Raw genomic sequence first — 18,040 nt, 5'->3', positions numbered from 1 at the left:
GCGCTAGTTGGCCGCGCGGCGCAAGTCTTCCAGGCCGATCATCGAATAGGTGCGCGCCAGGGCTGCAGGCGCGGCGGCACTGGCCGCGGCTTTCGCGCTGATGGTGCCGCCTTGCGGCGCAGTCGCGGGCGGGGCAGAGGCGGGTACGGAGGGCCCGGCTTCGGGCACCGGATTGGAGGCCGCGCGCGGCGGCTCGGACGTGGCCGTGGCCGTGGCAGGCGGCGCCGGCTGCTGGTAGGCCAGGGTCACGGTGATCCGGCGGTTGCGCGGGTCGCGCGGATCCTCCGGGATCAGAGGATCGGTGTCAGCGACGCCCGAAATCCGCGCGATCCGGTCCCGTGCGACACCCGACGACAGAAACACCCGCCGGGTCGCGTTTGCGCGTTCCGAGGACAGTTCCCAATTGTCATGACTGGCGCCCTCGGCGTAGGGCACCGCATCCGTATGACCCGAGATACGGATCTTGTTGGGCAGCCCCGCGATCACCTTGGCCAGACGCTGCATCAGGTGCAGGGTCGCGCCATCGACCTTGGCGCTGCCAGAGGCAAACATCGGCCGTTTGTCCTGATCGACGATCTGGATGTTCAGCCCGTCCTTGGTCTGCTCGAACATCACGTTTTTCAGCAACGGCCGCAGATCGGCCGCGGAGTTCATCGCCGTCGTTACCTCGCGTTCGACCTTCCTGAAATTGGCATCGTCAGCGGCATGGCTTTCGACCGTCTTGATCACGGTCCGCACCGCCCCGGCTTGCGCGGTCCCAGCGTGCGCGGCCCCATGTTCCGCGTCCCTAGCCGGCACGATCGCGGGTTTCGCCGTGGCTGCCGCAGCATCGGCGGGCGCCTTGCGGTCGGTCATCTGCGGCAAGGGATGGGTCTGGGCGCTTTCGGGATGGCGGGTCTTGGTGACCAACCCCTTGGGGGCCGAGACACCGTTCGACTGATTCAGCGTGCCCTTGGGGCCGAAGGTCGTGCCCCCCAGCGCCCCCAGCCCGCCCTTGGCCGTCATCGAGACCTTGGCGGGCGCGAAATAGTCCGAAATGCCCCTAAGCTGGTCCTTGGTGGCACTAGAGACGATCCACATCAGCAGGAAGAACGCCATCATCGCGGTCATGAAATCGGCATAGGCCACCTTCCACGCGCCGCCGTGAGGGGCATGATCGACATCTTCGTCGACACGCCGGATGATGATAGGTCGAGCCTGCTGGCGAGCTGCCATGAGTGTTTCCTTCCCCGCGCCGGGATACTGCGGTCAGGCGGAAGGCCATCCGATTCTTCGGACAATGCGCCCCACGGGGGCCAAGCTCATCAAAAAACGCGCCAAAAAAGAGGCGCGTCTTGGTCATCTTTGGGATGCTGCCTGGGCGTTTCCCGGGCAGCATGCGCCCAGGGGGCCGCACCGCATGCCGCGGGAAGGGCGCTCAGGCGTCTTCGCGGCGGTATTTTCCCAGGCCCATGCGCTTGGCGTAATCGGCCTTGCGGGCGCTGTAGCTGGGCGCCACCAGCGGCATGTCGGCTGGCAGGTTGAAGCGGGCGCGATACTCGTCCTCGGTCAGCCCGTGTTCGGCGCCCAGATGGCGCTTGAGCATCTTGAAGCCCTTGCCGCAGCACAGGCAGTAGACCTTGTCCTCGGTCACCGCCTGTTCGGGGGCCATCGCGGGATGCGCGACCGCCTGCTGCGCGCCGCTCCGCGCCACCGGCGCGGTGACGATGGCGTGATCGGCGCCCAGCGGGGCGGCCTGGAACTGCCGGGTGAGCCGCGCGACCAGCTCGACGATGTCGTCGATCGAGGTGTCGGGCCGGGCCGCGAAGGCCGAGGCGATCATGGCCACCGTGTTCGACGGGTCAGTGCCCTTCGGGTTGTTCATTTCAGATCCTTCTTATTCCGAACTCATTAATACTTGCCTGTAACAGTACCAATTGTAGGTCTATGTTGTATTTGTCGTCAAGAAACTTGGCCTGTCCTTGCCGCGATCGGCGAAAACCGGCCCCTGGGCCGACGGTCCGTCTCCAAATTGCAGAATTGTCGCGATAATTTCTTGCAATGTCTCCTTGCCAAGCGGGTTACCTTGCGGGTGGCGGCGCGCGCCGGCCGCTGCGGCTGAGGGCGCGGGCGCGGGCGTAATCGGGGGCAACCAGCGGATAATCCGGCGGCAGATCCCACTTGCGCCGATATTGCTCGGGCGTCTGGCCGAGCTTTTGCATCAGATGCCGCCGCAAAAGGACCACCTTTGCCCCGGTTTCAAGGCAGATCAGGTGGTCGGGCTGGATGCTGTCCTCGACCGGAACCGCAGGCGTGGGCGCGGGTTGCGCGCTTGGCCCCAGCATCACCGCCTGCAGCCTCAGGGCAAGGCGCAGCGCCTCGCCGGTCGCAAGGCCAGCATGGGCGATCTGCGCCTCGACCAGGGCGGCGATCTCCTCGATCAAAGGCGTATTGCCGGCGTCGCTGCTACCCATCATCGAAACCCGGCCCCCCTAAGGCTGATTGATGAACTTGGCCGATCTCCATGCATCGGCATATCTCTAGATGGGGCAGAATATTAAGAACAGGTCAAAGAACAAAACTTATTCACATCTTCGCTGATCTTGGTGAGCCGGTCTGTGGCTGGCCCGCGCCAAGAAGCGTTTCCTGTACGCAAGGAGGGGTTTTTCTGTATGAAACACTTGGTATAGGGGTGCTATGACGCGCGCGATGAAATGGGGCTCGTGCCGTCGGTCGGGGCGTGGCGGGACAGCTTTGGTGCGCCTCCGGCAAACTTGCTGGTTCAGGGTATCGGGTTGGGGACTCATGCAGAACAATGCCGGGGCCGAGCCGAAGGCCTTTGTCTTCGCGTCAGATCCCGATGAGCGTCGGGATCTTCAGATATTCCTGCGACGCAGCTGTGGCTTCATCGTCGACGGCGGCGAGATCAGGCCCGCGGCGGCGCTGCTTCGCGAGCCGCTGTTCGATCCGCAGCCGCGGCTGATGGTGATCTCGGGGCAATCCTGCCCCGATACGGCGCTTGGGCTGTTGCATGACTTGCGCGCGGCGGGGCTGCGCAGTTTCATCCTTTACCTTGCCTCGTCCGGGACGCTGGACGAGGCCGGCGATGCCTTCGCGGCCGGGGCCGATGACGTGCAGCGCGCGCCCCTGACGCTGCGCGAGCTTGGCCTGCGCCTGCGCGCGCGGCTGGGCGTCAAATTTTCGCAGACCGGTGGAAGGGGCAGCGAAACTGTTCCACAGGTGCTGATCGACCGAGACAACCGCCTGCACGCGGCGGGCCTGTCGCAATCGGTGCGCTTGACCCGCGCCGAGGCCGAGCTGATGGCGGTTCTGATCCGGTCGGGGGGCGAGATCGTAAGCCGCGACGAGCTGGCGCGCCAGATCGGTCAGGCCGAATGGGAATATGGCGACCGGCGCTACGATGTCCATGTCGCGAATATCCGCAAGAAGCTGCACAAGGCGTTCGGCGGCCGCTATGCCCTGCGCTCGATCCGGTTCAAGGGCTATGTCTTCTGCGAAGAGGTCCAGGCCGAATCCGTTTAGGCCGTGAACTTGGGCTAAGGTTCGGCGGCGGGCTTCGGGCGACTGATTCCCGTGCGCCGCGATCGGCGCCGACCCCGGTCAAGTCGATCAATTGTAAAGATCCGATAGACGCGACTTATCTGTATATAGGGGGTGGCGTGCCTTATTTCTACTATCAGCAGTATGTGTCGCCCAGATGTTTGGGTGCGAATTGTGGTTGGAACAAGGCGGATTAGGTGCCGCCGCGCTGCTGGCGCCGGGTCTGCGCTGCGGCGGGCTGTCGGTGGCATGGGCGAAGGCCGCATGACACAAGAATTAACAAAGAAAAACTTACGCGTGAAAAATCGTGAAGTTAAAGTCTGAAGACGGTGGGGATGTCTGAGAGACGGTTTAGACATGAAGGTGAATATACTGCTTGAGCAGATCTGGAGCGGCGCAGTAACTGTGTGGCGAGACGGGGAACAGGGCGAGATCGCGCGTGGAGTATGCGCCCTTCTTCCGGTTGAAACGATCTGCCTCGCCAACGCAGAGCCGCATCGCGCGCCACGCATCCTGCCCGAAGCGACAGAGCTCCTGCCAGGGCTCTCGCTGGGCGATGTGCTGGCCGAGGAACTGGGGCTGACGGTGCCTTTCGGTGCGGTGGTGATCTTCGAAGAGGTCGCGCAGGCGCCGGGGCAATTCCAATCGGGCGACGAGATATGGGATGAGGCGGCCAAGGCGCTTCAATATGTGGGGCGTGATGTTTCCCACCCCGAGGCCGCCACAGTTCCACCCGCGGGGTTCCGCGACGATGGGCTGAACGCGCGCTTCTTCGGTGGCCAGGCGCGTGGCAACAAGGCCCGCTCCGAGCGCAGCACCCAGTTCTCGCGCGGGGATCGCGCCCTGGGCTGACATCTCCGGCTGCGTCATTCCTCCCGCGGGGCGCGGGCCGGGCGGTCGGGGTTCCCGGCCGCCTTGCGTGTTCCGCCCGGGGGCAATCGGCCGTCCGGGGCGTCGGCCCGGGATGATGATGGACGCGCGGCCGGGGCGGGCCACCGTTGCGCTTGCCGGGTCTTGCGCCGGCGACGGCGTCGCGTCCTCGCAAGGTTCATGTTAATTAATCTTGCTTTAATAAGATAAACCTTTCTGATTTCTTTGTATGTGCTTACTATTCTAGCGAAAGTAAGAATAGGCGGCGGCGTATGGGATTGAGCTACAAGGATGCGCTTGATGCTCCGCTCTTGAGCGTCGAGGACGAACGCGGGGCCCTTCACGACTGGCAGGAGCGCGGCGACCAGCGCGCGCTGGAACTTCTGCTTCGAAGCCATGCCCGCCTTGTTCATGCCCAGGCGCAGCGCTGGACGTCCAACCCCGTCGAGCTGGAGGACCTGGTGGCCGAGGGGATGATCGGGCTGATGCGCGCGGCCGATCTGTTCGACCTGGAACAGACGGTGCGGTTTTCGACATATGCGCAATGGTGGGTGAAGACCTCGATCTCGACCGCGGTGGCGCGGATGAAGACCATCGTGAACATGCCCTCGCGGGTTTATTTCGATGCGCGGCGGGGCCGGATCTCGGGCGAGGAGCAGCGCGCGGCGTTGCTGGCGTCGCAGGCGCATCTCAGCATCGACGCGACGGGCGGCGTGGGTGAGGCCAGCCTGGGCGAACTGCGCGCGCCGGGGCGCACGCCCGAAGAGCACGCAGAAGCGGAATCGAGCGCCACCCGGGTGCGGGAGATCCTGCTTGTGGCTCTGGGGCAGCTTGGCGCGCAGGATCGCGAATTGCTTGAGCGGCGCAAGCTGGCGGCAGAGCCCGAGACGGTTGCCGAGACGGCGGCTTGGCTGGGGATCAGCGCGGATCGCGTCGCGGTATTCGAGCGGCGCGCGCTGTCGCGGCTGCGGTTGCGGCTGGAACGGTTGGGCTGCACGCCCGCGATGTTGAGCTAGGGGAAAATGATGCCGCGTACACCGACGAACGCCCCGCCCAATCTGCTGACCCAGCTGGGGGCGGGGGGTACCCCCGGCGCCCCCAGCGCGGCGGGCAAGCGCGACGCGCCTGGGCGCGCCGAGTTTCAGGCGCTATTGCCCGCGCAGGGCGGGACAAGGGCGGCGGCCTCGTCGCAGGCGACGGATAGCGTCCGGCAAGATGCTCGGGCCGAGGGCGCGGGGGCTGCGGCGGAGGCCGGGATTTCCGGCGGGCTTTCTCGGAAGGGCGCGAGCGCGGCGCAGTTGGTGGCGCTGAAGGTCTCTGTCGCCGGCGGGCTGAGAACGCTGGAGGCCGAGACGATGCAGGCGATCCGCGCGGCGCTGGCCTCGGGGGACCGGGCCAAGGCCTCGGCGATCCTGAAGGCGGCGGCGCAGGTGGTGGGCGCCATGCTGGGCGGCATGGACGGGGCGCTGGGCACGAATGCGGTGGATCGGATCGCCGCCGCGCTGGCGGCATCCAAGGGCGGCGCGGCGGGCGCGCCAAAGCCGGGCGCCGACCTGCAGAAGGGCGACCCGTTGACACAGGCGCAGGCGATGTTCGCCCTGGTGGCCCAGGCGTTGGGTTTGGTGCGTCCGGCGGTGGCGACGGGCGCGCCCGGCGGCGTTGTGTCGCCCCGCACGGCAGAGCGGATCGGTGAAGGCCACGGGCTGCCGGGGGCCGAGGCGGCCTCGGCGACGGGGGGCACGGCTGCGGCGCAGTCGTCCCTGGGGCTGCTGGAAACCCTGGCGCGGGCCGGACAGATGGCGCGGAGCGCCGATGGGGTGGCCGATCCGGCGGTGGCGGCGGTTGGCAAGGTCGGGCCGGGGAAGTCCGGCGGCGGGGCCGATGTGCGGGGTCACGGGGCGGCCGAGGCCGTGAAGGCTGCCGCAAAGCGGGCGCCCGATCCGATGGCCTTGCTGGCGCAGTCCGGGGCGGGGGCCGGCGGCGCGGATGGGCGTGCGGCCGCGCTGCTTGCGGCGGCAGGGAACGTGCCGGTGCCGGCCCATCTTTCGGTGCCGGTCGCGCCGCTGGCAGCGGCGATGCCGGGCTCCGTGCAGGCCTTGGCACCCTCGCCGCAGGCCTTCGCGGGAATGCTGGGCGATCAGATCCGCGCGGCGCGTCCGTCCGAGGGGGTGACCCGCGTCGCGCTGCACCCGCGCGGGCTGGGAGAGATCCAGATCGACATGAAGCGTGACGGCTCGGGGCGGTTGAATGTTGTGCTTCGGGCCGAGAACCCGCTGGTTCTGGCCGCGCTGCGCAATGACCATCTGCGGCTGTCGCAGATGTTCGCCTCGGCCACGCCCGGGCCGCAGCCGGTACTGGATTTCGAGGCTTTCGCCGGGCGCGACGGTCAGGGCGGGCAGCAAAGGCCCAAGCGCGCGGCCCGCGCGGCGGGGGCATTGGGCGGCCCGGAGCCGACCGACACGGCGCAGCTCGAAGACGGCACCGCCAGGCGTCAGGACCGCATTGGGCGGGGCGCACTGGACATCAGGACGTGAGGCAACCATGACAACGACCATTCCCACGAATGCGGCCCCGACCGCCGCGAGCCCGGGCGCGACGGTACCGGGCGCGACGGGCACGAGCACCGGCGCGGCGGCAAAGGCGCAGGGTCAGCTTGGCGTCGATTACAACAATTTCCTCAAGCTGCTGACCGCGCAGATCCAGAACCAGGATCCGCTGAAGCCGATGGATTCGACGCAGTTCGTGCAGCAGTTGGCGCAATTGTCGCAGGTCGAGCAATCGGTGCAGACCAACAAGAACCTCGAGACGCTGAACACCAAGGTCGGGGCGATGTCGGGGATGGCGTCCCTGGGGATGTTGGGGCGTTCGGTCAGCCTGGCCTCGGACCGGATCGAATTGTCGGGCGGGGCGGGGCAGACGCGCTATCGCCTGGCCGGCGCCGCCGCGTCGGTCACCGCGACGGTCGTCGACGCCAGCGGCACCACGGTGCGCAAGCTGACCGGCCTGCCCACCGCCGGGGGCACGATGCAAAACCTCAGCTGGGACGGGCGCAACGACGCGGGCCTGGCCCAGCCCGACGGGGTGTATCATGTCAAGATCAACGCGGTGGATGCGTCGGGCAAGACGATTTCGTACGATACCTATCCGACCACGGTCGTGGATCAGGTGCTGTTCGGCAGCGCGGGCGAGACGCTGAAGCTGCGCAACGGCGCCGAGGTCAGCCCGGGCGATATTCTTTCGGCCGGATAGGGCGGGGGCGCTACCCCCTGCACCCCCGGAGTATTTGGACCAAGAAGAACGCGGGTGGCGTGCCTTTTGTCGCGGACAAGGTTTCCGGTTCGGGCGCCTGGTGCGCGCGCCTGATCGGGGCGGCGGCGACGGCCGGGGTGCTAGGCCCGGTATGCCCGCCTTTGGCGGGTGGCGATCGCATCACCGCCGCGGCGTTTTCATCGTCACGGCCTCTTGCACCGAGACGCCGCGCAACCCCGGCGCGGCCGGGCCCAGCCCCGCGGCCAGGGTCCGGGCGACTTGCGCGGCGGTGATGTCCTGGCCGCGGTAATCTGGGGTCTCGGCGGCGTCGAGCAGCACCTGATAGGCGCGGTCGCGCAGTCGTGCCATGCCTTGGGGCGTCTGAAGCGTGGCCTCCGAGGGACCGGCGACGGTGACCGAGACCTCGGCCACCAGCGTATCGATCCTGCGCGGTTGGTAAATCTGCACCGCGAAGGTGCCGACGGGCAGGGTGGCATCGGGTTTCGGGGCGGCATGGCCGGCCGCGGCGGCGGCGGTGGGGGCGGGCGCGGGGTTCAGGAAGCGGGCCCCGAAGTAACCTGCCGCCCCGGCCAGGGCCGGCGCCAGCGCAACCAGAAGAAGGGGCAGCGGGCGCGCCATCAATAGGGCAGCACGACGTTCAGGAAATCGTCGCCATAGCGCGGCTGCTGCACCGATGAGATCTGCCCCTTGCCGCCATAGGTGATGCGCGCCTCGGCCATCTTTTCGTAGGGGATGGTGTTGTCCATGCGGATATCCTGCGGGCGGATGATCCCGGCCACGCGCAATTCGCGCAATTCCTGGTTCACCTTCACCTCCTGCCGCCCGGCGACGACCATCTCGCCATTGGCAAGCTTCTTGATCACCATCGCCGCAACCTTCAGGCTGATCGTCTCGTTGCGGTCGATCGAGCCCGACCCCGAGGCCGCGGAGCTGGAGCCCAGATCGACGATCTGGCCGCCGGTCGGCAGGTCGGCCTTGCCGACGCCCGGCAGCGCCTTGTAGATCTGCCCGCCATAGCCAAAGAAGGTGGGGCTGCCCAGCTTCTGGTTGCCCGCCCGCTGCCGCTGCGAGGCGTTCGACAGTTTCGCCTGATCGTCGATGTTGATGTCGACAGTCAGGATGTCGCCCACCTTGGTTGCACGCTGATCGCCGAAAAACCCGCGTGAGCCGGTGCGCCACAACGAGGCTGCCTCTGCGCGTTTCGGCCGATAGGCGGGTTCGGGCGCCGGCATCGGCACCTGGACGCTGGCGGCCTCGGGCATGGTCTTGGCGTCCAGCTGCATCCCCGCCATCTTGGGATCGCGCGCATCCTTGTAGGCCGCGCAGGCCGAAAGGGCGCAGGTTGCGACCATCAGCGTCAAGACGCCGCGAGAGCGCGCGAAGGAAAGGCGTTTCATGGCTGTACCTCCACCACGCCGGTGGCGCGGGCGATGCCGGTGACGGTGCGGTTCGAGACCAGGTTGATCACCCGCACCTCATGGTCGGCCTCGGCCGAGGTGATCGCGCGCCCCGGCGCCGTCAGCTGCATCCGTCCCTTGCGATATTCTATCGACACCCGGTCGCCCTGGCTGACCACGATCGGCGGCGAGACCGATTGTTCCATCACCGGCCGGCCGGCGGCCAGCACGCGGCGCACCTGCATCCCGTCCAGCCGCCCCAGGCTGGTGACGGTGAAGCTGTTGAGCTGCTGATAGGGCAGCTTCACGGTGGTGAAGTCGCGCCTGGTCAGGATCGCGTCGGGCAGGATGCGGCGCACCGGCACCGGCACCGGCACCATCAGCGTGACCAGCCCCGTGACCCGCCATGTCTCGCCCGCCTGGGTGACCACATTGGCCGCGAAGGCGCCCGAGGAGGGATCCATCTGGAAGGCGCTGACCAGGGTGCCGTTCTCGATGCTGCCCGGCGCCAGTTCGACCTGGTAGCTGGCCGCAGGCGGCATCGCGGCGCCGGTCTCGGTGGCCGCCTTCTCGGCGATCAGGCGCGTGACCGGGATCGGCTGGGGTAGCGTCGGCGCCTGGGTCGCCGCGGCCCATTGGGCCAGACCGGCGCTCAGAAACAGGGAAAGAAGAACGGCGCGCATGGCTGCATCACTTGATCTGAGAGGTGGAGGACATCATCTGATCGGCGGTCTGGATCGCCTTCGAGTTCATCTCATAGGCGCGTTGGGCGGCGATCAGGTCGGTGATCTGCTGGATGATGTTGACGTTCGAGCTTTCGATATAGCCCTGGCGCAGGACGCCGACGCCGGGGTCACCCGGATTGGCCGTCACCGGGCTGCCCGAGGCGGCGGTGGCCTTCAGAAGATTGTTGCCGATCGGCTTCATGCCGGCCTCGTTGATGAAGGTCGCCATGGTGATCTGACCCAGCTGCACGGGCGTGTTGCTGTTGCCGACATAGGCCTGGACGATGCCCTGCTGGCTGATGTCGACCTTGGTGGTATTGGCCGGGATGGTGATGCCGGGCACCACCTGGTAGCCCTCGAGGTTCACGATCTGCCCGGTCGAACTGACCTGGAAATTCCCCGCCCGCGTATAGGCAAGGCTGCCGTCGGGCATGGTGATCGCGAAATAGCCCTGGCCGTCGATCGCCAGATCCAGCTGGTTGTCGGTCTTGGTCAGCCCGCCCTGGGTGTTCAGCCGCACCACGCCCGCGCTTTCCACACCCAGCCCGATATCGGTGCCCACCGGCCGCACGGTGCCGTTGCTGGAGGTCAGCGCGCCCTCGCGCCGTTCGGATTGATAGACCAGATCCTGAAACGCCGCGCGCGAGGATTTGAACCCCGCCGTATTGGCGTTGGCGATGTTGTTCGAGATGACATCCACATTGGTCTGCTGGGCCATCATCCCCGTCGCCGCGATCCCGAGTGCTCTCATGTCCGTCTCCTTTTGCGTCAGCCAAGCCGGCCGAGCTGGCCGAGGGCCTGCTTGCGCAGGTCGTTCTGGTCGCTCAGCAGCGTCATCGCCCGGTCATAGGCGCGCTGGATCTCCATCATCCGGGTCAGTTCCAGCACCGGCTCGACATTGCTTTGCTCCAGGAAACCCTGGGCGATCTTGGTGCCCGTGGCGGGGGTGGTGGCGGGCGTGGCGCCCTCGGGCGGGATGAACATACCGCCTTCGACGCGCTGGAAATCGGCGATGCCGGGCACATCGACCACGCCGATCCGGCCCAGTGTGGCGCCGCTGCGGTCGGTGATCGTGCCGTCGGTGCCGATCTGCAGCCCGCCCGCCGAATTCGCCGGGATCGCGATCGGACTGCCCGCGTCGTCCAGGATCTCGGCGCCCGTCACGGTGACCAGATTGCCCTGGGCGTCTACCGCCAGCCGCCCGTCGCGGCCATAGGCCGTCTGTCCGGCGGCGGTGCGGTAGGAAAACCAGCCGGCCCCGGAAAGCGCCACGTCCAGCGGGTTGCCGGTGCGTTGCAAGGGGCCGGGGCGGGAATCGATACGGCCCGTGGAGGGGCGCACATAATCCGTTGGGTCGATCTTGTGGCCATTGCCCGCCGATGTCTGCGCGACCAGGGTCGTGAAATCCACCCGGCTGGCCTTGAACCCGGCGGTGTTGGAATTGGCGATGTTGTTCGCGGTCACATCAAGGCTGCGTTCCAGCGCCAGCGCTTGCGAGATCGAAACATAGGTGGAATTGTCCATCCGGCGTCTCTTGCCCTTCTGCCCATTTGGCTGCAAATGGTCTTGCGGCTGCACTTGCTTTCCTTGCTTCAATCCTTATTATCCTTTCCGTCAGTGAATTGGCAAGAGAATTAATGAAAGGATTGTGGGGCGCATGAGGCGGGGTAGGCGGGGTGGCTGGCTTGGCATCGGCGGGGCGCTGATTGCGGTCCAGCTGTGCCTGTCCGGCGCGGCCCTCTCGGCGCCTGCGACATCCCCGTCCGCGAGCCCTTCGAATGTGCTGACGCCCTTCGATTTCGCCCGCCACACCGACGCCCGTTTCAGCGCCGAGCGGCGCGCCGGGCTGGCGGCGCTGGGGGCCGCGCATTCGCCGGTCGAACTGCAGGCCGCGCGGCTGCGGCTGGGCACGCTGTATCTGGCGCATCTGATGCTGCCCGAGGCGCGCTCGTTGCTGGGGGCGGTCGATTCCGCCGCGCTACCGGCCCCGGATCGGGCGCGGCTGGTGGCCTTGCGGGCCGCGCTGCGGATCATGCAGGGCAAGCCGCTGGCCGCGGATCTGGCGGACAGCCCGCTTGCCCCGGCCAACAGGGGCTGGCCCGACTACCCGTTCTGGGCCGCGCTGAACGCGATCCGCGCGAAAGAGGGCGACGGCATCCGCGACAACCTGCCCGCCGCATTCGCGCGGCTGTCCGCATATCCCAGGGTCTATGCCGAAACCTGCCTGCCCCTGTTCTTCAGCGCGGCGCTCGATATCGGTGACTGGGCTTTGGCCAGGCGCATCGCCGAGCGTTTCGATGCCTATCCCGAGTTGAAGGCACGCCCGGTCTACGATTACCTTCTGGGCCGGGCGGCCGAAGGCGTGCGCCGCCCCCAGCGCGCGGCGCAGGCTTTTGGCCAGGCGGCGCAGGGTGAGGGCCCCTTCGCCCGCCGCGCGCTCATTTCGCTGGTCGATCTGGGGCTGCAGGAAAAGAGCCTGTCGCCTTCTCGGGCGCGGGTGCTGCTGGAAGGCAACCTGGCCCGATGGCAAGGCGGCACGATAGAGCTGGATACCCTGCGGCAGCTGGTGCAGGTGGACCGCACGCTTGGCGACTGGCCCGGAATGCTGCTGACGCTGGGGCAGCTGCTGCGCGATTTTCCCGAAAGCGAGGACGCGGCCCCCGCGCGGCGCCAGGCCCGGGGCCTGGTCGCGGCCTATTACAAGTTCGCGCTGGAAGGAAAGGTGCCGCTGGGCAAGCTGCTGGCGCTGCATCGGCGGCTGATCCCGCTTTATCGTTTCGACCCCGCGTTCGAAGCCAGCGCCGAGGCCCTGGCGGCACGGCTGTTGCAACTGGGCGCGACGGCGATGGCGGCACAGGAATATGCCCGTATCTACGATACGTTGCGGCTGGGGGCCGAGGCCGGGCACTGGCCCAAGGATCCGGCGCGGCTGGGCCGGCTGAAGTTGGCCGAGGCCGAGGCAATGGCCGCGGGGGGGCGCTGGCATGCGGCGGCGTTGGCACTGGCGGCGGTGGGGACCTTGCCCAACGGGCTGGCGGACCGCAAGGCGCTGTTGCAGGCGCGTGTCCAGGCGGCGCTGGGCGATCCCGCGGCGGCGGCGGTCGCGGCGGCGCAGGTTGCGGCCCCCGATCCCGCCGATCTGCGGTTGCTGGCGCAATCGGCGATGGCGGCGCGCGATTGGCGCGCGGCGCGCGGCCGCTACCAGGATCTGCGCCGGGCCGATCCCAAGGGCTTTGACGACACCGATGCGATCAACCTGCTGCTTGCCGCCTGGCATTTGGGCGATCGCGCCACGGCGCGCGATGTCGCCGCGGCCTATCCCGACCTGGGCGGTGCCGCGCATTGGGGCCGCATCGCCGGCGCGATTCTGGACGAGCCCGCGACGATCTCGCCGCTTAAGCACGCCGCGGCGCAAGCGCGGCTTGCCGGTGCGCAGGTGGTGATCGACCAGGCCGCCAAGGCAACGGAGGCGGGCGGCGCGGGGCCATCGGTCGGGGCGGTCAAGAAGAAAAAGGGTCCTTGATGGTAAATCCGATCTATTCAGTGCTCGGTTCTTTGGCGGTTTGATTTTCAAAAGAAATCCAAGGATTGTTTTGAGGTTTTAACCTCGGCTAAACATCCCGGCCCCATTTCCTGTTCAAGCGGCCTTCTGGTCAGGAAACAAGGGAGTCCTTCGATGAGTATCTCGAGCGCGATGGAAACCGGGGTCAGCGGGCTTTTCGCCAACTCCACCGCAATCGGCCGGGTATCGGAGAATATCGCCAACGCCAATACGGTGGGCTACAAGCGCCGCTTCGCCGAGATGGTGACCACCACGGCCAGCACCGACGGGGGGGCGGGGCCCGCAGGGGTCACGGCGGTCGACAACAATACCGTCACGCTTGGCGGCACGCTGCAAAGCACCTCGTCTCCGACCGATCTGGCGATCAGCGGCAACGGCTTCTTCATCGTTTCGACCTCGCCCAACGATCCGGTGCAGTCGCATTACATGCTGACCCGGGCCGGGTCGTTCTCGCCGGACGCGAACGGCAATCTTCGCAATTCCGCGGGCTATTATCTGGCGGGCTACGAATATGGCAGCGGCGGCACCTTGCAGCAGGTCGACCGTAACAGTTTTTCGGGCATGAAGACGGTGAATGTCGACAGTGCCACGATCCAGCCTTCGGCGACCAGCAAGATCGGCGTGCAGGGCAATCTGCCTTCGCAGGAGACCGGCCTGGCGACGCCGGGTGCGCCGTTCACGTCGTCGACGGAATATTACAACGCGCTGGGGGCCACGGGGCGCATTCTGTTCAACTGGCAACCGACCTCGACCCCGGATCGATGGGTGGTGTCGATCGCCGATGATGCGGGCAACACTTATGGCTCGGTCACCATGGATTTCGCAAATTCCGGCCCCGCGGCGGGCGAGCCGCAATCCTATTCCGGCGTCACCTCGACGGCGACCGCTCCTGCAGGCTTCAGCTTCAATACCGCGACCGGCTCCGGCACGCTGACGGTGGCGAACGGCTCTACGCCGCAGACGATCCAGATTGCGCTGGGCACGCCGGGCACGGCCGACGGCATGACACAGTTCGCGGGCGACTTCACGCCGCAGACTTTCGGCAAGGACGGCGCGGCGGCGGGCAAGCTGGCCAGCGTAGAGGTCGACGCCCAGGGGAATCTGGTGGGGGTCTTCGACAACGGCACTCGCAAGAAACTGTACGAGATACCGGTGGGCCAGGTGACCAATCCCAACGGCCTGGCTGCGGTCAACGGCAATGCCTACAAGCTGTCCACCGCAGCAGGCGCTTACTACAATGCTCCCACCGGCAGCGGCGGCGTCGGCAAGATAGTGTCGAAGACGCTGGAAGGGTCGAACGTCGATATCGCGCAAGAATTGACCGATTTGATCCGCATCCAGCGCTCCTATTCGACCAACGCCAAGATCATCACCACCATGGATCAGATATTGCAAGAAACGGCGCAGCTGAAACGCTGACACCGCCTGACAGGAGCCATTCGGGATGAGCCTCAACAGCGCCCTTCAGGTCAGCCGCAGCGGACTGGAGGCCACGCAGGCCTGGTCGGATCTGACGTCGCGCAACATCGCCAACGCCAATACCGAAGGCTATGTGCGCAAGGACGCGTCCTTTTCGACCCTGGCGCCGGGCACGGGCGGCGGCGTCGTGGTGTCGGAGGTCAAGCGCGAAGTCGACGCCTCGCTTGACCGGATGTACCGCTCTGAAACCGGCAAGATGGCCAAGCAGCAGCAGATCCACGAGGGCGTGCAGGCCTATACCGCCGTGCTGGGCAGCAGCAGCAGCGATACCTCTCCGCTGACGAAGTTGACGGCACTGCAGACCAGTTTCGACACGCTGGTCAACAGCCCCGGCGACGCCGCCGCGCAGCGCGGGGTGCTGGATGCGGCCAAGGCCCTGACAGTATCGCTGAATGACACCGCCGGCGCGCTGCGGCAGGTCGGAAGCGAGGTCACGACCGAGATCAAGTACAATGTCACCGATCTGAACCGCGCGCTTCTGAAGATCGCGGATCTGAACAAGTCGCTGACCTCGGCGACAGAGAATTCCACCGGCAGCGTGGAGCTGCAGGATGCGGTCGGCCAGCAGGTGCAGGCGATCGCCAAGATCATGAACGTGCAGTTGCGCACCGATGGCATGGGGCGGGTCAGCCTGTATACCTCGGGCGGGACGCAGCTGGTCGACGGCAGCAACGCCGGCAGCGTGCGGTACGATCAGGCCTCGGGCAAGCTGTATGTCGGCCAGACCGAGATCACCCCCGGCAACACGGGTGTACGGGGCTTCGACGGCGGCAGCCTGGCGGGGCTGTTTTCCCTGAAGGACCAGATCCTGCCCACCTTCCAGAACCAGCTCGACAGCATGGCGGCGGCGCTGGTGCAGGGGTTCCAGGGCGCCGATGCCTCGCTGTCAGCGGGGCAGGCGGGGCTGTTCACCGATGCGGGCGCGGCGTTCAACCCCGCGAACCTGTCGGGGCTGGCGGGGCGGATCGCGGTGAATGCGGCGGTCGATCCGGCGCAGGGCGGCACGCTTGGCCGGATCCGCGACGGGGTCGGGGCGACCACCCCGGGCGCAAGCGGCGATGCGACCCAGGTGCGGGCCTTCCAGAAGGTCTTTGACGCGCCCGTGGCGGTAAGCGCCGCGACCGATCTTCCCGCCGGGCTATCGTTGCGCGACTTCGCCGCCAACATGATCAGCTATCAGCAGGTCAAGGGCACCCAGGCGCAGCAGAATTACACCGCGCTGTCCACTTCGGCCCAGACGATCAACGCCTCGCGCCAGGGGATCGAGGGGGTGAATATCGATGACGAGCTGCAGAAACTGATCGTCATTCAGCACAGCTATGCCGCCAATTCCAAGATGATGAGCACCATCTCGCAGATGATGGACGACCTTATCAAGGCGGTCTGAGAGGGGCCATGATCAACATTCTCAATCCGCTATCGACGCTGATCGCCGGCCAGAATTCCCGGCGCGACGTGGCCCGGCTGCAGGTGGAACTGCAACAGGCCAGCCAGGAGGTTTCGACCGGCGTGCGCGCCAATGTCTTCTCCGATCTGGGCCAGACGGCCGCGATCCCGATGATGCTGCGGGCGCAGATGGACCAAACCGATGCCTTCGCACAGTCGAACGCGCTGCTTGGCAACAAGATGGACGTGATGGCCACGGCGCTGGGCTCGGTGCACGATTCCGCCCAGTCGGTGATCGCGCAGGCGGTGGCGAACCTGGCCCAGCCCGGCGCCGACGCGGCGACGCTGCAACAGACGGCGAAGGCCGCGCTTGATCAGATCACCACCGCGCTGAACGCCAATTTCGCCGGTCAGTACCTGTTTTCCGGCACCACCAGCGACCAGCCGCCGCTGCAGGTTCGGGATCAGGTCAACAGCGCCACCGGCCTGTCGCCGCAGGGCGTGATCGCCTCGATCGTAGGCGCGGGCCCCACCAGCGCCGCGGATGCCGCCACCAAGGCCGGACAGATCGACGCGGTGTTCAATTCGACCACCGGCACCAGCCAGGATTTCGAGGCCACCTTCTACAATGGCACCCCGGCAAAGGACGCTTCGGGCAATCCCAACCCCCGCGTGGCCGGCCAGATCGCCCCGGGCCAGAATGTCGACTACGGCATTCAGGCGAACGATCCGTCGATCCGCGGCATCCTGAAGGGGCTGACCATGCTGGCTTCGACCGATCCGTCGAAGATCAGCGATCCGGGCGCCTACAAGGCGTGGATGAAATCGGCCGTCGGGGCGCTGTCAGATGGGATCGCGGGGCTGACCGATGCCCAGGCGCAGCTGGGCAGCCAACAAAAGCTGGTTTCGGACACTGCGACGCGGCAGGGCGATCTGAAGGCCGTCTACACCAGCCGCATCAACGCGTTCGAGGGTGTCGACCCCTACGCTGCCGCCAGCCGGCTGACCCAGCTGCAGACCCAGTTGCAGGCAACCTATGTCGCCACCGCGCAGATCGGCAAGCTGAGCATCCTGAACTACATGTAGCAGCTATTCGGCGGCGATCGTGGCCGCCTTCTGGTCGGCGGCGCTGAACTTGTAGCCGCGGCCATAGACCGTTTCGATATACTGATGGCCGCTGGCAGCGGCAGTCGACAGCTTCTTGCGCAGCTTGCAGATATAGACGTCGATCACCTTATCGAAGGGCTGGTCGTCGTCCATGCCGTAGACGGCGTCGTAGATCGCCGCGCGGCTGACCACGCGGTTCGCGCTCAGCACCAGATGCTGGAAGATCGCGTGCTCGCGCCGCGACAGGCGCACCCGCTCGCCCGAGACCTCGGGGTCGCGGCCATCGAAGAAGGCCTCGACCTCGCCCACGGTGACGCTTTCCGCGGCATGGCCGTAGATGCGGCGGTTGATCGCGTTGATCCGGCTGGCGATCTCGGCGCCATCGGCCCGGGGGCTTAGCACGTCATCGGCCCCCGCATCCAGCAACCGCGCCGGATCACCATCCCCCAAGGCTTGCCCGGGCAAAACCAGCAACGGATTCTGGCAACCCTGCTTGCGGATCGCGCGGATAAGCGCCAGCGCACGAGGCGTGGCGCCGATCAGGATAGCGCGGGTGTCGCTGCCCTTGCGGTTCAGGCGCGTCAGATCCGATCCGAAGAAAGTCTCTTCCACCGTCACCGGCTGCAGGGCAGAGCCGCGAAGCCGGTCAAGAAGCGCCCGGCGCGCGGCCTCGCGGGGTTCGTAGACATAAAGATACATGTCTG

18 protein-coding genes are annotated in these 18,040 nt (G+C 66.8%); 9 read left to right on the top strand and 9 right to left on the bottom strand.

Annotation, left to right across the window (positions count from 1 at the left end):
• Positions 1 to 3: 3 nt before the first annotated feature.
• The 3 genes from BLV97_RS21130 to BLV97_RS03150 all read right to left on the bottom strand — a co-directional run bounded on the left by BLV97_RS21130 (position 4) and on the right by BLV97_RS03150 (position 2,456).
• On the bottom strand, positions 4 to 1,215 hold the full coding sequence (locus tag BLV97_RS21130; protein WP_051646028.1) for a flagellar motor protein MotB: 1,212 nt from the start codon (positions 1,213 to 1,215) through the stop codon (positions 4 to 6).
• A 202-nt stretch (positions 1,216 to 1,417) separates the two neighbouring features.
• Entirely contained in the window at positions 1,418 to 1,864 is a 447-nt protein-coding gene (locus BLV97_RS03155) for a Ros/MucR family transcriptional regulator (RefSeq protein WP_035841787.1), read from the bottom strand.
• A gap of 196 nt (positions 1,865 to 2,060) precedes the next feature.
• A complete protein-coding gene (locus tag BLV97_RS03150) occupies positions 2,061 to 2,456 on the bottom strand; it encodes a MucR family transcriptional regulator (protein WP_081825039.1) in 396 nt (131 codons plus the stop codon).
• Positions 2,457 to 2,784: 328 nt separating this feature from the next.
• Here BLV97_RS03150 and BLV97_RS03145 point away from each other — a divergent pair, with 328 nt between their 5' ends.
• From BLV97_RS03145 to BLV97_RS03125, 5 genes are all read left to right on the top strand, one after another.
• Entirely contained in the window at positions 2,785 to 3,522 is a 738-nt protein-coding gene (locus BLV97_RS03145; RefSeq protein ID WP_051646026.1) for a winged helix-turn-helix domain-containing protein, read from the top strand.
• 375 nt (positions 3,523 to 3,897) lie between these two features.
• A complete protein-coding gene (locus BLV97_RS03140) occupies positions 3,898 to 4,392 on the top strand; it encodes a hypothetical protein (protein ID WP_035841786.1) in 495 nt (164 codons plus the stop codon).
• A 290-nt stretch (positions 4,393 to 4,682) separates the two neighbouring features.
• Positions 4,683 to 5,426 (top strand): sigma-70 family RNA polymerase sigma factor, encoded by a 744-nt coding sequence (locus BLV97_RS03135; protein WP_035841784.1) that lies wholly within the window; start codon positions 4,683 to 4,685, stop codon positions 5,424 to 5,426.
• Positions 5,427 to 5,435: 9 nt separating this feature from the next.
• Positions 5,436 to 6,944 (top strand): flagellar hook-length control protein FliK, encoded by a 1,509-nt coding sequence (locus tag BLV97_RS03130; RefSeq protein WP_035841782.1) that lies wholly within the window; start codon positions 5,436 to 5,438, stop codon positions 6,942 to 6,944.
• Positions 6,945 to 6,951: 7 nt separating this feature from the next.
• The gene (locus BLV97_RS03125; protein ID WP_035841780.1) at positions 6,952 to 7,659 is read left to right on the top strand and encodes a flagellar hook assembly protein FlgD; all 708 of its coding nucleotides are present in this window, start codon (positions 6,952 to 6,954) and stop codon (positions 7,657 to 7,659) included.
• Positions 7,660 to 7,839: 180 nt separating this feature from the next.
• On the opposite strand, the gene BLV97_RS03120 is transcribed toward BLV97_RS03125, so the two are convergent.
• From BLV97_RS03120 to flgF, 5 genes are read right to left on the bottom strand one after another with little or no spacing between them, the layout of a single operon-like run.
• Positions 7,840 to 8,298 carry a hypothetical protein gene (locus tag BLV97_RS03120; RefSeq protein ID WP_035841778.1) on the bottom strand — a complete coding sequence of 153 codons (459 nt, stop codon included), beginning with the start codon at positions 8,296 to 8,298 and terminating at the stop codon, positions 7,840 to 7,842.
• On the bottom strand, positions 8,298 to 9,077 hold the full coding sequence (flgH, locus tag BLV97_RS03115; RefSeq protein WP_035841776.1) for a flagellar basal body L-ring protein FlgH: 780 nt from the start codon (positions 9,075 to 9,077) through the stop codon (positions 8,298 to 8,300). Before flgH ends, BLV97_RS03120 begins: the two co-directional genes overlap by 1 nt.
• A complete protein-coding gene (flgA, locus tag BLV97_RS03110) occupies positions 9,074 to 9,760 on the bottom strand; it encodes a flagellar basal body P-ring formation chaperone FlgA (RefSeq protein ID WP_035841774.1) in 687 nt (228 codons plus the stop codon). The genes flgH and flgA overlap by 4 nt, the downstream gene beginning before the upstream one ends.
• Positions 9,761 to 9,767: 7 nt before the next feature.
• Positions 9,768 to 10,553, bottom strand: coding sequence for a flagellar basal-body rod protein FlgG (gene flgG / locus BLV97_RS03105; protein WP_035841772.1), 786 nt, complete (start codon positions 10,551 to 10,553; stop codon positions 9,768 to 9,770).
• Between the two features lie 17 nt (positions 10,554 to 10,570).
• Positions 10,571 to 11,326, bottom strand: a complete 756-nt coding sequence (gene flgF / locus BLV97_RS03100) for a flagellar basal-body rod protein FlgF (RefSeq protein ID WP_035841770.1) — start codon at positions 11,324 to 11,326, stop codon at positions 10,571 to 10,573.
• A 133-nt stretch (positions 11,327 to 11,459) separates the two neighbouring features.
• Here flgF and BLV97_RS03095 point away from each other — a divergent pair, with 133 nt between their 5' ends.
• From BLV97_RS03095 to BLV97_RS03080, 4 genes are all read left to right on the top strand, one after another.
• Positions 11,460 to 13,325 carry a hypothetical protein gene (locus BLV97_RS03095; RefSeq protein WP_035841768.1) on the top strand — a complete coding sequence of 622 codons (1,866 nt, stop codon included), beginning with the start codon at positions 11,460 to 11,462 and terminating at the stop codon, positions 13,323 to 13,325.
• Positions 13,326 to 13,478: 153 nt separating this feature from the next.
• Complete coding sequence (locus BLV97_RS03090; protein ID WP_035841766.1) at positions 13,479 to 14,783, top strand: flagellar hook protein FlgE; 1,305 nt, start codon at positions 13,479 to 13,481, stop codon at positions 14,781 to 14,783.
• Between the two features lie 25 nt (positions 14,784 to 14,808).
• Positions 14,809 to 16,230: a flagellar hook-associated protein FlgK gene (gene flgK, locus BLV97_RS03085; RefSeq protein ID WP_035841763.1), complete on the top strand. Its 1,422-nt coding sequence runs from the start codon at positions 14,809 to 14,811 to the stop codon at positions 16,228 to 16,230.
• Between the two features lie 8 nt (positions 16,231 to 16,238).
• Complete coding sequence (locus BLV97_RS03080; RefSeq protein WP_035841761.1) at positions 16,239 to 17,315, top strand: flagellin N-terminal helical domain-containing protein; 1,077 nt, start codon at positions 16,239 to 16,241, stop codon at positions 17,313 to 17,315.
• Positions 17,316 to 17,318: 3 nt separating this feature from the next.
• On the opposite strand, the gene BLV97_RS03075 is transcribed toward BLV97_RS03080, so the two are convergent.
• Positions 17,319 to 18,035 (bottom strand): response regulator transcription factor, encoded by a 717-nt coding sequence (locus BLV97_RS03075; RefSeq protein ID WP_035841759.1) that lies wholly within the window; start codon positions 18,033 to 18,035, stop codon positions 17,319 to 17,321.
• Positions 18,036 to 18,040 lie beyond the last annotated feature (5 nt).

Source organism: Allgaiera indica, assembly GCF_900106675.1.
Taxonomy (GTDB): Bacteria; Pseudomonadota; Alphaproteobacteria; order Rhodobacterales; family Rhodobacteraceae; genus Acidimangrovimonas; species Acidimangrovimonas indica.
This window is presented reverse-complemented; position numbering and strand designations above follow the sequence as displayed.